12 protein-coding genes are annotated in these 12,433 nt (G+C 60.1%); 6 read left to right on the top strand and 6 right to left on the bottom strand.

Annotated features, from left to right (window positions below; genetic code table 11):
* Positions 1-13: 13 nt before the first annotated feature.
* A complete protein-coding gene (locus D8U73_RS25430; RefSeq protein ID WP_056854034.1) occupies positions 14-1,408 on the bottom strand; it encodes an FAD-binding oxidoreductase in 1,395 nt (464 codons plus the stop codon).
* A 204-nt stretch (positions 1,409-1,612) separates the two neighbouring features.
* Here D8U73_RS25430 and serA point away from each other — a divergent pair, with 204 nt between their 5' ends.
* Positions 1,613-2,842 (top strand): phosphoglycerate dehydrogenase, encoded by a 1,230-nt coding sequence (serA, locus tag D8U73_RS25435; RefSeq protein ID WP_056854035.1) that lies wholly within the window; start codon positions 1,613-1,615, stop codon positions 2,840-2,842.
* 45 nt (positions 2,843-2,887) lie between these two features.
* On the opposite strand, the gene D8U73_RS25440 is transcribed toward serA, so the two are convergent.
* The gene (locus D8U73_RS25440; protein ID WP_056854036.1) at positions 2,888-3,313 is read right to left on the bottom strand and encodes a DUF4399 domain-containing protein; all 426 of its coding nucleotides are present in this window, start codon (positions 3,311-3,313) and stop codon (positions 2,888-2,890) included.
* A gap of 135 nt (positions 3,314-3,448) precedes the next feature.
* Here D8U73_RS25440 and D8U73_RS25445 point away from each other — a divergent pair, with 135 nt between their 5' ends.
* Positions 3,449-4,033: a transporter substrate-binding domain-containing protein gene (locus D8U73_RS25445; RefSeq protein WP_056854037.1), complete on the top strand. Its 585-nt coding sequence runs from the start codon at positions 3,449-3,451 to the stop codon at positions 4,031-4,033.
* 58 nt (positions 4,034-4,091) lie between these two features.
* Here D8U73_RS25445 and D8U73_RS25450 read toward each other — a convergent pair whose 3' ends face one another.
* Positions 4,092-4,580, bottom strand: a complete 489-nt coding sequence (locus tag D8U73_RS25450) for a DUF523 domain-containing protein (RefSeq protein WP_130906070.1) — start codon at positions 4,578-4,580, stop codon at positions 4,092-4,094.
* Positions 4,581-4,582: 2 nt separating this feature from the next.
* Positions 4,583-5,215 (bottom strand): 2OG-Fe(II) oxygenase, encoded by a 633-nt coding sequence (locus D8U73_RS25455; RefSeq protein WP_056854039.1) that lies wholly within the window; start codon positions 5,213-5,215, stop codon positions 4,583-4,585.
* A gap of 108 nt (positions 5,216-5,323) precedes the next feature.
* Between D8U73_RS25455 and D8U73_RS25460 the strand changes: the two genes are divergently transcribed.
* Positions 5,324-6,076 carry a DUF2059 domain-containing protein gene (locus D8U73_RS25460; RefSeq protein WP_056854040.1) on the top strand — a complete coding sequence of 251 codons (753 nt, stop codon included), beginning with the start codon at positions 5,324-5,326 and terminating at the stop codon, positions 6,074-6,076.
* Between the two features lie 111 nt (positions 6,077-6,187).
* Here the strand turns inward: D8U73_RS25460 and D8U73_RS25465 are convergent, their stop codons facing one another.
* A complete protein-coding gene (locus D8U73_RS25465) occupies positions 6,188-7,135 on the bottom strand; it encodes an alpha/beta hydrolase (RefSeq protein ID WP_130906071.1) in 948 nt (315 codons plus the stop codon).
* A gap of 96 nt (positions 7,136-7,231) precedes the next feature.
* Between D8U73_RS25465 and D8U73_RS25470 the strand changes: the two genes are divergently transcribed.
* On the top strand, positions 7,232-7,813 hold the full coding sequence (locus D8U73_RS25470) for a DUF6436 domain-containing protein (protein WP_056854042.1): 582 nt from the start codon (positions 7,232-7,234) through the stop codon (positions 7,811-7,813).
* Between the two features lie 110 nt (positions 7,814-7,923).
* Complete coding sequence (locus D8U73_RS25475; protein ID WP_130906072.1) at positions 7,924-10,335, top strand: penicillin acylase family protein; 2,412 nt, start codon at positions 7,924-7,926, stop codon at positions 10,333-10,335.
* A gap of 107 nt (positions 10,336-10,442) precedes the next feature.
* On the opposite strand, the gene D8U73_RS25480 is transcribed toward D8U73_RS25475, so the two are convergent.
* Entirely contained in the window at positions 10,443-11,408 is a 966-nt protein-coding gene (locus D8U73_RS25480; RefSeq protein ID WP_056854044.1) for a DJ-1/PfpI family protein, read from the bottom strand.
* A gap of 334 nt (positions 11,409-11,742) precedes the next feature.
* Between D8U73_RS25480 and D8U73_RS25485 the strand changes: the two genes are divergently transcribed.
* A complete protein-coding gene (locus D8U73_RS25485) occupies positions 11,743-12,384 on the top strand; it encodes an HD domain-containing protein (protein ID WP_056854045.1) in 642 nt (213 codons plus the stop codon).
* Positions 12,385-12,433: the final 49 nt, after the last annotated feature.

The raw sequence follows: 12,433 nt of genomic DNA on the forward strand, positions 1-12,433 counted from the left end.
AAAGTTCGAAAAATCAAACAGCGAAAATCTTGCCCGGGTTCATGATGCCGTTCGGATCGAACACCGCTTTGACCGCTTTCATGTACTCGATCTCAACCGGCGAACGGCTGTAGGTCAAGTAATCACGCTTGGTCATGCCCACACCGTGCTCGGCAGAAATCGAACCGTTGTACTTCTCGACGGTTTCGAACACCCACTTGTTGACGGTGGCGCACTTGGCGAAGAACTCGTCCTTGCTCAGGTTTTCCGGCTTGAGGATGTTCAAGTGCAGGTTGCCGTCGCCGATGTGACCGAACCAGACGATCTCGAAATCCGGGTAGTGCTCGCCGACGATGGCATCGATTTCCTTCAGGAAGGCCGGGACTTTCGACACGGTGACCGAAATGTCGTTCTTGTACGGCGTCCAGTGGGAAATGGTTTCGGAGATGTATTCACGCAGCTTCCACAGGTTCTGCAGCTGGGTTTCGCTCTGGCTCATCACGCCGTCCAGCACCCAGCCCTGCTCGACGCAGTGCTCGAAGGTTTCCAGGGCGTGGTTGGCCACTTCTTCAGTGGTCGCTTCGAATTCCAGCAGCGCGTAGAACGGGCAGTCGGATTCGAACGGAGCGGGTACATCACCGCGAGCCATGACTTTGGCCAGGGCCTTGTCGGAGAAAAACTCGAACGCCGTCAGGTCGAGTTTGTTCTGGAAGGCGTGCAGTACCGGCATGATCGAGTCGAAATCGGCGGTGCCGAGGACCATCGCGGTGAGGTTTTTCGGCGCACGATCCAGGCGCATGGTCGCTTCCACGACAAAACCGAGCGTGCCTTCTGCGCCGATGAACAACTGACGCATGTCGTAGCCGGTGGCGTTCTTGATCAGGTCACGGTTCAGCTCCAGCACGTCGCCCTTGCCGGTGACGACTTTCATGCCAGCCACCCAGTTACGGGTCATGCCGTAGCGAATCACCTTGATTCCGCCGGCATTGGTGCCGATATTGCCGCCAATCTGGCTGGAACCGGAGGAGGCGAAGTCCACCGGGTAGTACAAGCCATTCTCTTCGGCGACATTCTGCAGTTGTTTAGTGACCACGCCCGGCTGACAAACGGCAGTGCGGTCGGTGAGGTTCACGTCGAGGATCTGGTTCATATAGTCGAACGACACGACCACCTCGCCATTGGCCGCCACGGCCGCGGCCGACAAACCGGTACGACCACCGGACGGCACCAGGGCGACCTTATGCTTGTTGGCCCACAGGACGATGGCCTGGACCTGCTCGGTGGTCTTCGGGAACACAATGGCGGTGGGGGCCGGGGCGAAATGCTTGGTCCAATCCTTACCGTAAGCATTCAGGGAGTCGGCATCGGTCAGCACCTTGCCAGGCTCAACCAGGGTCTTCAGCTCATCAATCAGGGCAGGATTGGTCATCGACAGAACTCTCGAACAATTCATGGTCATCCTGAGAACGCTTCACGTCGCAGGAATGAGTGTTTAGCGGGGCGCATATGCTAGCATACCGACCCCGCAGCATAGTGCCCAACGGCTATTCTGCGGCGACGGCTGTCGTGCCGTCCGGGTCAGCGTCTGCTGGCTATCTCCTGCCATTTTTCTCCGGGATACAGGTTTACGCAGATGAGCAAGACTTCTCTCGATAAGAGCAAGATCAAGTTCCTTCTTCTCGAAGGCGTCCACCAATCGGCTGTCGACGTCCTCAAGGCGGCGGGCTACACCAGCATCGAGTACCTCACAGGTTCTCTGCCGGAAGCCCAGCTCAAGGAAAAGATCGCTGATGCTCACTTCATCGGCATTCGCTCCCGTACGCAACTGACCGAAGAGATCTTCGATCACGCGAAGAAGCTCGTGGCGGTAGGGTGTTTCTGCATCGGCACCAACCAGGTCGACCTGGACGCGGCTCGCGAGCGCGGCATCGCCGTGTTCAACGCCCCGTACTCCAACACCCGTTCCGTAGCCGAGCTGGTGCTGGCCGAGGCAATCCTGTTGCTGCGCGGCATCCCGGAGAAGAACGCTTCCTGCCACCGTGGCGGCTGGATCAAGAGCGCGGCCAACTCTTTCGAGATCCGCGGCAAGAAGCTGGGCATCGTCGGCTATGGCTCGATCGGTACGCAATTGTCGGTCCTGGCCGAAGGCCTGGGCATGCAGGTGTACTTCTACGACACCATCACCAAACTGCCTTTGGGTAACGCTACTCAGGTCGGCAACCTGCACGAACTGCTGGCGATGTCCGACATCGTTTCGCTGCACGTTCCGGAAACCGCTGCCACCCAGTGGATGATGGGCGAGAAGGAAATCCGCGCCATCAAGAAGGGCGGCATCCTGATCAACGCAGCTCGCGGCACCGTTGTCGAGCTGGACCATCTGGCGGCGGCCATCAAGGACAAGCACCTGATCGGCGCGGCCATCGACGTATTCCCGGTGGAGCCACGCTCCAACGACGAAGAGTTCGAAAGCCCGTTGCGCGGCCTGGACAACGTGATCCTGACCCCGCACATCGGTGGTTCCACTGCTGAAGCCCAGGCCAATATCGGTCTGGAAGTGGCAGAGAAACTGGTCAAGTACAGCGACAACGGTACGTCGGTATCGTCGGTGAACTTCCCGGAAGTGGCCCTGCCGGCTCACCCTGGCAAACACCGTCTGTTGCACATCCACGAGAACATCCCGGGTGTGATGAGCGAGATCAACAAGGTCTTTGCCGAAAACGGCATCAACATCTCCGGTCAGTTCCTGCAGACCAACGAGAAGGTTGGATACGTGGTGATCGACGTCGACGCCGAGTACTCGGACCTGGCGCAAGAGAAGCTGCAACACGTCAACGGCACCATCCGTAGCCGCGTTTTGTTCTGATCGCGACGCGAGCGAAAAAAGGGAGCCCTTCGGGGCTCCCTTTTTTTATTTGACGTTGACGGTGATTTTTTCGGACACGATTGGCGGATCGAACGGCATGTGACCGCTGTCGCCCAGTTCGAGCTGCAAAGTGTGCTTGCCCGGTGTCAGTTTTATTTCGGCCTGAGTCTGTGCCTTGCCGAAGTGCAGATGATTGGCATCGTTCGGGATCGGCTGACCCGCCGCCGGCAACTCATCGACATCGATCAGCAGGTGGTGGTGACCGGTATTCTTGGTGACGTCGCCTGCTGGCGCCAGCGCAATGTTCTCGACTGCGAACTTGACCACAACAGTCTGCGGAACTGTCGCACCGTCCTTGGGAGACACGATGGACACTTCGGCGCCTTTCGGTGCAGGCGTGGCAGCACTGGCCAGTACCGAAACGCCCATCAGCAAGCCAGCCAAAGCAGCACGTGACATAAAGGTTTTCATTCTCTTCTCCAGTTTTTCCGTAAAATCCGCGTGACCATGACAACTTCATGGTCAATCGTTGTCGAAGGCATTCGACAACCATAGCAAAGCGAACCTGAATCAGAGGGTCGCTATAAAAAATTCAAAGGAGTGACCATGCGCTTTCTGCCTGGCCTGATCTGCCTGCTACCCCTTTTGAGCCCGTTGGCTCATGCCGAATTGATTGACGACGTAAATGACCGCGGCGAACTACGCATCGCCATTGAGGCGAATACACCTCCATTCAACTTCAAGGAAGACGACAAACTCGCGGGTTTCGAAGTCGAACTGGGCCAAATGCTCGCCCAGGAACTGGATGTTCGGGCCGATTTTGTCGTCACCGATGCCAGTGATCTGCTCAATGGCGTGGAAAGCGGCAAATACGACGTTGCCATCAATCACATTACACAGACCCCGGGGCTGAAGGATCGTTTCGACTTCAGCGAGCCTTATCTCAAGACCAATGCGCAATTGGTCGCCAAGAAAGAAGAGCCGCAATCAATCTTGCTGGTGCAGTCGCTGACGGAAGAGAAGCCCAAGGCGAACCCGGTGGTTGACCTGGCGATTCCATTTCAAAAGGGCAATCCGGCGTTCCATGCCAGCCTGGAAGGTGCGTTGCAACGGATCAAGACCGATGGCCGAATGGAAAAACTGGTGGAGAAATGGTTTGGGGCGGAATCGGGCGCAGCGCCAAAACCCTGAAGACGATCGGTATCCAATGTGGGCGGGCTTGCCCGCTCCCACAGGGGGTTTATGGTGACTATCGGTTTTGGTTTGCCAGCGCCTGGGCAGCTTGCGGCAACTCCAGCTCACTGAACACCAACACTCCATGACGCTTGAGCAACGCCGCCGTCACGCCTTCGCCACTGACTTTCACACCACTGAACGTGCCGTCATAGGTGAGCAGATTGCCGCATGACGGGCTGTTGGCCTTGAGCACGGCAATGCGGATGCCATGTTTTTGTACCAGCTCCAGCGCCTGCTTCGCCCCGGACAGAAACTGCGCGCTGACGTCCTCACCCTCGGTAGTGATCACCGCTGCAAGGCCTTCAAGTACGTCACTGCCCTGCCCGCCCGGGATTTCCGCAGCCGCCCGTGGTGTTGGCAATCCTCCGGCAACTTCCGGGCATAGTGGCACGACGCGCCCCTCGTCGAGCCAACGCTGAAGCTGATCGAATGGCCCGCTGGCGCCGCCGTCGTAGCGAACGCGATGCCCCAGCAGACAGCGGCTTACCAAAATCTTCTGCATGATCAGAATGGCTCGTTGCCCCGGCGCCGGAACCAGCCGGTCAACGACAGGCGCTCCCGGGTCGCCGGCAGGACTTCATGGGGGACTTCACCTGACAGGAACACCACCAGGCATCCCCCGACCGGTACTACATCGTATTCCGCGCTTTCGTCCAGGTACATGCGCAACTGGCCACCATGCTCGGGCAGCCACGCGTCATTGAGATAGACCACCGCCGACACCATGCGCCGATCGTCGTCGCGAAACCGGTCGAGATGCCGAAGGTAAAACGCCCCAGGCGGGTACATGGCGAAATGACTTTCGAAATCCTCCAACCCCAGGAACAAACCGCGATTCATTGCCTCGCGCAGACTGTCCATCAACCCCAGATAACTGTCGCACGCGTCGGCCTGGCCCGGCTCGATCCACTGAATGTGATCGCCGCGAATGCCCTCGCGGACCTCCGATAACGGCCCACGCCCTACCGCCGCCGGGGCCAGTTCACCCTCGGCAGCACGTTTACGGCACTCGGCCGCCAGTGCCCGGGTCAGATCCAGAGGCAGGAAAATATTCTGCTGAGACCAGCCGTTGGCAGCCAGGTCGTCGACGATACGTAACAGCAGCGGGTGATCAGAAGGTATTTGCATGGCGCGCATAGTATTCCTGCGCCTGAAAATCCGACAGAGCCGCGCAGCGGGTTGATACGAATTCTCGACAAGTCCTGATGCCACACGGAGAATAGTCGCCTGCCGACAGGAGTCCCTATGCGCCGTTTGCTTTTCTCACTGCTGATGTTCTGTGTATTGCCCGCCTGGGCAGACGGCCACGACCAGTTGTACAAGGTCGCCGGCTGGCCGGAACAACGCGCGCATTTCAACGATGCCCTTGCCGCCGCGCAAAAACGATACGAAAGCAGCCTGCCACCGGCGGTGTTCCAGGCACTGGTCAATAACAGTAATCAGCGGTTTTCCCCCAACGCCGTGGACCAGCGCGCGCAAGCGCAGCTGCGCAAGAACCTCGTCGATCCAAAACCGGCTTTGGCGTTCTTCCAGTCACCGCTGGGCAAGAAAATCGTCGCTGCCGAATTACTCGCCACCCGTCGCGACCAATTGGCAAAAAACGCCAAGGGTTTGCCGAAAATGCAGGCCAGCGACAGCCGCCTGCTGATTATCGGCCATCTGGCCCAGGCCCTGCCCGCCCGTGAAGCTGGCGCCGAGGTCAGCCTGGCGATTGCCGGTGTCGCCGCCGACAGCCTGAGCTCGATGATCCCCGGCCTGCTCGGCGCCGGGCAGGCGCAGGGCATGTTGAACGGTCAGCGCCAGCGCTTGATGGAGCAGATCGGCAGCGATCTGAACAACACGCTGCTCTACGTCTATCGCGACCTGTCGGATGAAGAGCTGGAAGAGTTCGCCACGTTTGCCGAATCGGCAGAAGGCAAGGCGTATTACCAGGCAGCACTGGCGGCGATCAAGGCCGGGTTGGCGGTGGGGCAGAGTTCTTCAAACCTCGGCCAGTGATCTTCGGCGCCATATAGATCGCCATCGCCAGCAGGCTGGCTCCCACATTGGATTTGTAGACACCGGACCATTGTGGGAGCCAGCCTGCTGGCGATGGGGCCCGAACTATCGCTACAAATTCCTGCCCTTTATCCGCTTGCTCAAGAACCCGAAATACTCCCCGCGCAACACCAGTGCCTCATTCGCCAGATGATGCCGCGCCTCGGGTAACATCAATACCTGTGGCCGGTCGAACTTTGCCCGTAATACCTCAAGGTTGTGCTGCCAATCCACGGTCATGTCCGCCTGCCCCTGCACAATCAATGGTCGACGGTTGCTGCCCGGCGCCGCTTCGATGCGTTTGATCCACTGCGCCAGCGCCCCGACCCAGGCGGTTGGCAGACGTAGCGGTTGCAAGGGATCGGCCTGCAGGAACGGTAGAAAATCCGGATCGTTGGAGTTCTCACTGAAGCGCCGCGCAATCGCTTTGACGAATGGCCGGAGCAAGTAATAGCTGAAGTGCGACCAGCCCCACGCTCGCGGCCGCACCAGCGGCGCCAATAGAATCACCTGCCCTTGCGCCGGGCTGTTCGCCCCGGCATTCAACACATGGTCGATCACGATCGCCCCACCGGTGCTCTGCCCGCACAGGTGCCACGGTTGCGGCAGGTCGAGGGATTGCGCTTCGGCAAACAGCCCTTGCAAGGTGTCCTGGTACTCGGCGAAATCCTTGATGCTCGCCCGCTCGCCACTGGACAGACCATGTCCGGGCAGGTCGCAGGCGATCACCGCAAATTGCTGATCGAGCGCCCACTCGATCACATGACGATAGAGCCCGGTGTGATCGTAAAAACCATGAAAGACAAACAGGGTCGCTTTCGCCTGCTGCGGCCACCAGACCTGGCTGACCACCTCATAGCCGTCGACTTGAAAACGCCCCAGGCCGCGGCGCACGTCGCGCGACGAAAAATCCAGTCCGTAAAATCGCTGATAGGCCTGCGCCTGCGCTGACAACGGCTGACCTTCAGCCAGTGGCCGCAGGCTGGCGCGCAGATCGTTGGGGTCGAAAGTGGCGGGCATGAACGATTCCATTACCTGAAACGGACTTTATGGACCTGCGATATTCATCTGTCGCAGCAAGCATGGCAAGCTAGCCGACCTTCGAGGATTGAACCGATGCGCTCGCCCGTTCGTGCCACCCTGTTTGTCAGCCTGCTGACCCTGCTCTGCGCCGCAGTGCTGTGGGCGGCTTACGACTGGTTCCAGGGGCGCTACCTGCGCGCATTCAGCGAACACACCGCTGTGTTCTCCGGCGACCCGCTGCGTTTACCCGACACCCTTGCCGGACCGGGCGCCATCCGTCTGGTGCATTTCTGGGACCCGGCCTGCCCGTGCAACGTCGGCAATCAACAACACCTCAGCGAACTGGTTGAACAGTACGTACCAAAAGGCGTTGAATTCTATGCGGTGCAAAAAACCGGCAGCCACGGACAACTGCCGAGCAACCTGAGCAGCCTGAAAACACTGACCATCCTGCCCGGCTCCGAACAAGTCCCCGCCAGCCCTGCCGTGGCGATTTGGGACCGCACCGGCAAACTGGCGTACTTCGGCCCTTACAGCGAAGGCCTGACTTGCAACTCGAGCAACAGTTTTATCGAGCCGATCCTGCAAGCGTTAAACGAAGGTCGTGCAGTGAGTGCCACGCACACACTGGCCGTAGGGTGTTACTGCCCGTGGCCTGCCACTACGACTCAGTAGCGACAAACGCCGCAATGCGAATCCCTCCTACGGGCGATGCCTGTTTACGGTGAGCCGTGTTAAACAGTGGCACCAGGGATTTGCTACCACCATAACAACAAGGAGTCACCATGAAACGTAGCCTGACCGCACTCGGTTTGTTGGTCGTCGCAATCGCTGCCGCTGGCGGCTGGTACGTCTACAGCAAGCAGCCGACACGTCAGGGCATGGTGGAGCTGCAACACCTGCAAGGCTCGGTCACCGTACGTTACGACGAGCGCGGCATCCCGCACATCCGCGGCGAAAACGAAACCGATCTGTACCGCGCGCTTGGCTACGTCCACGCCCAGGATCGACTGTTCCAGATGGAAGTCCTGCGGCGCCTCGCCCGGGGGGAGCTGGCGGAGGTGCTGGGGCCGAAGCTGCTCGACACCGACAAATTGATGCGCAGCCTGCGCATTCGCGAACGTGCCGAAACCTACCTGGCCAATCTGGACCAGCAATCACCGGCCTTCATCGCCATGCAAGCCTATCTGGACGGTATCAACCAGTATCAGGACAGCCATGCAAAACCCGTGGAGTTCGATGTTCTGGGTATCCAGAAGCGCCCGTTTACCGCCCAGGACACCATCAGCATCGCCGGCTACATGGCCTACAGTTTTGCCGCAGCGTTCCGTACCGAACCGCTGCTGACCTACGTACGCGATCAACTCGGCTCGCAATACCTGAACGTTTTCGACCTCGACTGGCAGCCCAAAGGCGTGCTGGCCAAGCAACACAACGCCGCCGCACCAACCCTCGCCAACGCGGACTGGAAAGACCTCAACGCCCTCGCCCGCCTCAGTGAGCAAGCCTTGGCCGACAACGGCCTGCCGCAATTCGAGGGCAGCAATGCCTGGGTGGTCGCCGGCAATCACACCAAAAGTGGCAAGCCGCTGCTGGCCGGCGATCCGCATATCCGTTTCTCCGCGCCGTCGGTGTGGTACGAGGCGCACCTCTCGGCACCGGGTTTTGACCTGTACGGCCACTATCAGGCCCTGATGCCTTTCGCCTCGCTGGGCATGAACCGTGATTTCGGCTGGAGCATCACCATGTTCCAGAACGACGACCTGGACTTGATCGCCGAGAAGGTCAACCCGGACAACCCCAATCAGGTCTGGTATCGCGGCAAGTGGGTTGATCTGGTGAGCAGCGAACAGCAGATCGCGGTGAAGGGCCAGGCACCGGTCTCCCTGGTATTGCGCCAGTCGCCCCACGGCCCGATCATCAATGATGCGCTGGGCAACAGCGTCGGCAAAACGCCGATCGCCATGTGGTGGGGGTTCCTGGAAAGCCAGAACCCGATTCTCGAAGGTTTCTATCAGCTCAATCGCGCCGACACCCTGGCCAAGGCGCGCAGCGCGGCCGCCAAGGTTCAGGCGCCCGGCCTGAACATCGTCTGGGCCAACGCCAAGGGTGATATCGGCTGGTGGGCGGCGGCGCAGCTGCCCAAGCGGCCTGCCGGCGTAAAGCCGTGGTTCATTCTCGACGGCAGCAGTGCCGAGGCGGACAAGGACGGTTTCTACCCGTTCAGCGCCAACCCGCAGGAAGAAAACCCGGCACGGGGCTATATCGTCTCCGCCAACTTCCAGCCAGTGTCGGCGACAGGCATGGAGATTCCCGGTTACTACAACCTGGCCGACCGTGGTCAGCAGCTCAATCAACAGCTCGGCGACAAGGCCATCAAGTGGGATCTCGATGCCAGCCAGAAACTGCAACTGGGCACCACCACCGGCTACGGCCAGCGTCTGTTGGCACCGCTGCTACCGGTGCTGCGCTCGGTAGTGACGGATCCTGCCGAACTGAAACTGGTGGAGCAACTGGCGCAATGGAAGGGCGATTATCCGCTGGAGTCCACCAGCGCCACCGTGTTCAACCAGTTCCTGTTCAACCTTGCCGATGCGGCGATGCACGATGAGCTGGGCAATGATTTTTTCGAGACGCTGCTGTCGACCCGAGTGATCGACGCTGCACTCCCGCGCCTGGCGGCCAATCCGGATTCGCCGTGGTGGGATAACCGCAACACACTCGGCAAGGAAACCCGGGCCGACACGGTCAAGGTTGCCTGGCAAGCGAGCATCGCCCACCTCAAGGCCACCCTTGGAGCGGACTTCGCGCAATGGCAGTGGGGCAAGGCGCACACGCTGACCCATGGCCATCCGCTGGGGCAGCAGAAACCGCTGGACCGGATCTTCAACGTCGGCCCGTTCGCGGCACCCGGCAGCCATGAAGTGCCGAACAACCTGTCGGCCAAGATCGGCCCGGCACCCTGGCCGGTCACCTATGGCCCGTCGACCCGCCGCCTGATCGACTTCGCCGACCCGACCCACAGCCTGACAATCAATCCGGTTGGCCAGAGTGGCGTGCCGTTCGACAGTCATTTCGATGATCAGGCCGATGCGTATGTCGAAGGGGTTTACTACCAGGCGCACCTCACTGATGAAGAGGTGACGGCCAATACCCGCAGCACCTTGAAGCTGTTGCCGGCGCGCTCAAAGCAATAGCGGTTAATTGATTGAGCGGACGCCTTCGCGGGCAAGCCTCGCTCCTACGGGATACTGAATGATGTAAATCCCGTAGGAGCGAGGCTTGCCCGCGAAGAGGCCCTTGCTTACACCATCGCCGCAAAGTTCAGCCTGAACTGCTGCGGTGTCACCCCCAACCTGCGATTGAACACGCTGCGCATGTGCTGGGCATCGCGAAAGCCGCACTGCCAGGCCACGGTCTTGAGCGGTGCCCGTGTGCTCTCGAGCATCACCCGCGCGGCATCCACTCTCGCCCGCTCAACGAACTCGGCGGGGGTGATTTTCGCTTCCTTGGCGAACACCCGGGAAAAGTTGCGCGCGCTCATGTTGGCGGCATTGGCCAGATCGGCGATGGTCAGGTCGCCCGTCAGATTGGCCAGCACATAATGCTGGACCATCGCCACCGCCGACGTCGGTTCGGCGTGAGGGGTCAGGAACGGACTGAATTGTGATTGCCCCCCGGAGCGCTGGGTGAACACTACCAATCGCTTTGCCACGTTCAGTGCCACTTCCGGTCCGTGATCGCGTGCCAGTAAATATAGCGACAGGTCGATGCCCGCCGTCACGCCGGCCGAGGTGTAGAGTTCGGCGTCCTGTACGTACAAACGATCGGCTTCGACCCGGGTCGACGGACACAATGCCGCCAGCGCCGCCGCATCGCCCCAATGTGTCGTCACCGTCCGCCCTTCCAGCAAACCGGCCCGGGCCAGCATGAACGCACCGTTGCAGATCGACCCAAAGCGTTGCGCCAACGCGCAGGCATCTCGCAACCAGGCATTGAACGCGGCGCCAAAATCCATCAATGGCAACTGCGGACCTCCGGCCACCAGCAGCAAATCGTAAGCCTGTGACGCTTTGCTGAAATGCCGATGGGCGTTCAGCGCCAGGCCATTCGAACACGCCATCACCCCGTGCTCCACGCCGATCACTTCCAGTCGATAGTGATCTTCGGGCGCCAGAAAGCGATTGGCCTCGCAGAACACATCCATAGGACCGGTGACATCCAGCGACTGAACGCCGGCGAACACCACGATGGCGACGGTTTTACTCATGGTTCGAAACGCCTGTATGGATCACGCTTACTGTGGCAAGAGAGCTTGCTCGCGCTCGACTGCGCAGCAATCGCAAAATCGCCGGATACGATACACCTGAATCTCGGTCGCAGATTTGGGGGCTGCTTCGCAGCCCAGCGGGAGCAAGCTCCCTCGCCACAAAAGCACGGCTACCGCGACCAACCCTAGCCAATCCGGGTCCAACAAGCGAGGCTGGCGCGATATGCATGCTCATTGGCAAGGATCGCAGCCACGCTTCGATTGTTCGCTTGAGGGGCCGCGGACAGACTTGAATCCTCAGCGCCGCCACGGCGCTCACTGTGAGGAATCGTCCATGAGCACCACCATCGCCGGGATCAAAATCCCCGACAGCGCACTGGTCAAAGCAACCACCGAATACATCCGCGACATCGAATCCGACCTGCTCTACCACCACTCGCGCCGGGTGTTTCTGTTCGGCGCGCTGAGCGGTGAGCGCAAGCAACTGGCCTACAACCCGGAGCTTCTGTATGTCGGCGCGATGTTCCATGACCTGGGGCTGGTGGAAGGTTACCGCAGTGACAACGAACGCTTCGAAGTCGATGGCGCCAACGCGGCGGCGGCGTTTCTCAAGCCATACGGGCTGAGCGAAGACGATATCGAGCAAGTCTGGTTGTCGATTGCCCTGCACACCACGCCGGGCGTACCGCAGCACTTGCGGCCGACCGTGGCGCTGGTGACTGCCGGCGTCGAGATGGACGTGCTGGGGATGGACTACGCGGCGTTTTCCACTGAGCAGCGCGAAGCGGTGGTGCATGCTCATCCGCGGGGCGAGGGATTCAAGGAGTGCATCATCTGCGCCTTTGCCGACGGTTTGCGCCATCGCCCGCAGACGACGTTCGGCAACGTGAAGACCGATGTGCTGGTGGATCAGGAGCCAGGGTTCAAGCCGATGAACTTCGTCGAAGTCATCCGCAAATCCCCTTGGATTGCCTGACCGCACATGATCGTTCCTACGCTCTGCGTGGGAATGCAGCCCGGGACGC

The sequence above is a fragment of the Pseudomonas sp. Sample_22 genome, assembly GCF_004307635.1.
Lineage (GTDB): Bacteria > Pseudomonadota > Gammaproteobacteria > Pseudomonadales > Pseudomonadaceae > Aquipseudomonas.

What these genes read in the sequence shown, in the direction of transcription:
- D8U73_RS25430 (WP_056854034.1), bottom strand. Translation starts at nt 1,408, where the DNA reads ATGACCAATCCTGCCCTGATTGATGAGCTGAAGACCCTGGTTGAGCCT.
- serA (WP_056854035.1), top strand. Translation starts at nt 1,613, where the DNA reads ATGAGCAAGACTTCTCTCGATAAGAGCAAGATCAAGTTCCTTCTTCTC.
- D8U73_RS25440 (WP_056854036.1), bottom strand. Translation starts at nt 3,313, where the DNA reads ATGAAAACCTTTATGTCACGTGCTGCTTTGGCTGGCTTGCTGATGGGC.
- D8U73_RS25445 (WP_056854037.1), top strand. Translation starts at nt 3,449, where the DNA reads ATGCGCTTTCTGCCTGGCCTGATCTGCCTGCTACCCCTTTTGAGCCCG.
- D8U73_RS25450 (WP_130906070.1), bottom strand. Translation starts at nt 4,580, where the DNA reads ATGCAGAAGATTTTGGTAAGCCGCTGTCTGCTGGGGCATCGCGTTCGC.
- D8U73_RS25455 (WP_056854039.1), bottom strand. Translation starts at nt 5,215, where the DNA reads ATGCGCGCCATGCAAATACCTTCTGATCACCCGCTGCTGTTACGTATC.
- D8U73_RS25460 (WP_056854040.1), top strand. Translation starts at nt 5,324, where the DNA reads ATGCGCCGTTTGCTTTTCTCACTGCTGATGTTCTGTGTATTGCCCGCC.
- D8U73_RS25465 (WP_130906071.1), bottom strand. Translation starts at nt 7,135, where the DNA reads ATGCCCGCCACTTTCGACCCCAACGATCTGCGCGCCAGCCTGCGGCCA.
- D8U73_RS25470 (WP_056854042.1), top strand. Translation starts at nt 7,232, where the DNA reads ATGCGCTCGCCCGTTCGTGCCACCCTGTTTGTCAGCCTGCTGACCCTG.
- D8U73_RS25475 (WP_130906072.1), top strand. Translation starts at nt 7,924, where the DNA reads ATGAAACGTAGCCTGACCGCACTCGGTTTGTTGGTCGTCGCAATCGCT.
- D8U73_RS25480 (WP_056854044.1), bottom strand. Translation starts at nt 11,408, where the DNA reads ATGAGTAAAACCGTCGCCATCGTGGTGTTCGCCGGCGTTCAGTCGCTG.
- D8U73_RS25485 (WP_056854045.1), top strand. Translation starts at nt 11,743, where the DNA reads ATGAGCACCACCATCGCCGGGATCAAAATCCCCGACAGCGCACTGGTC.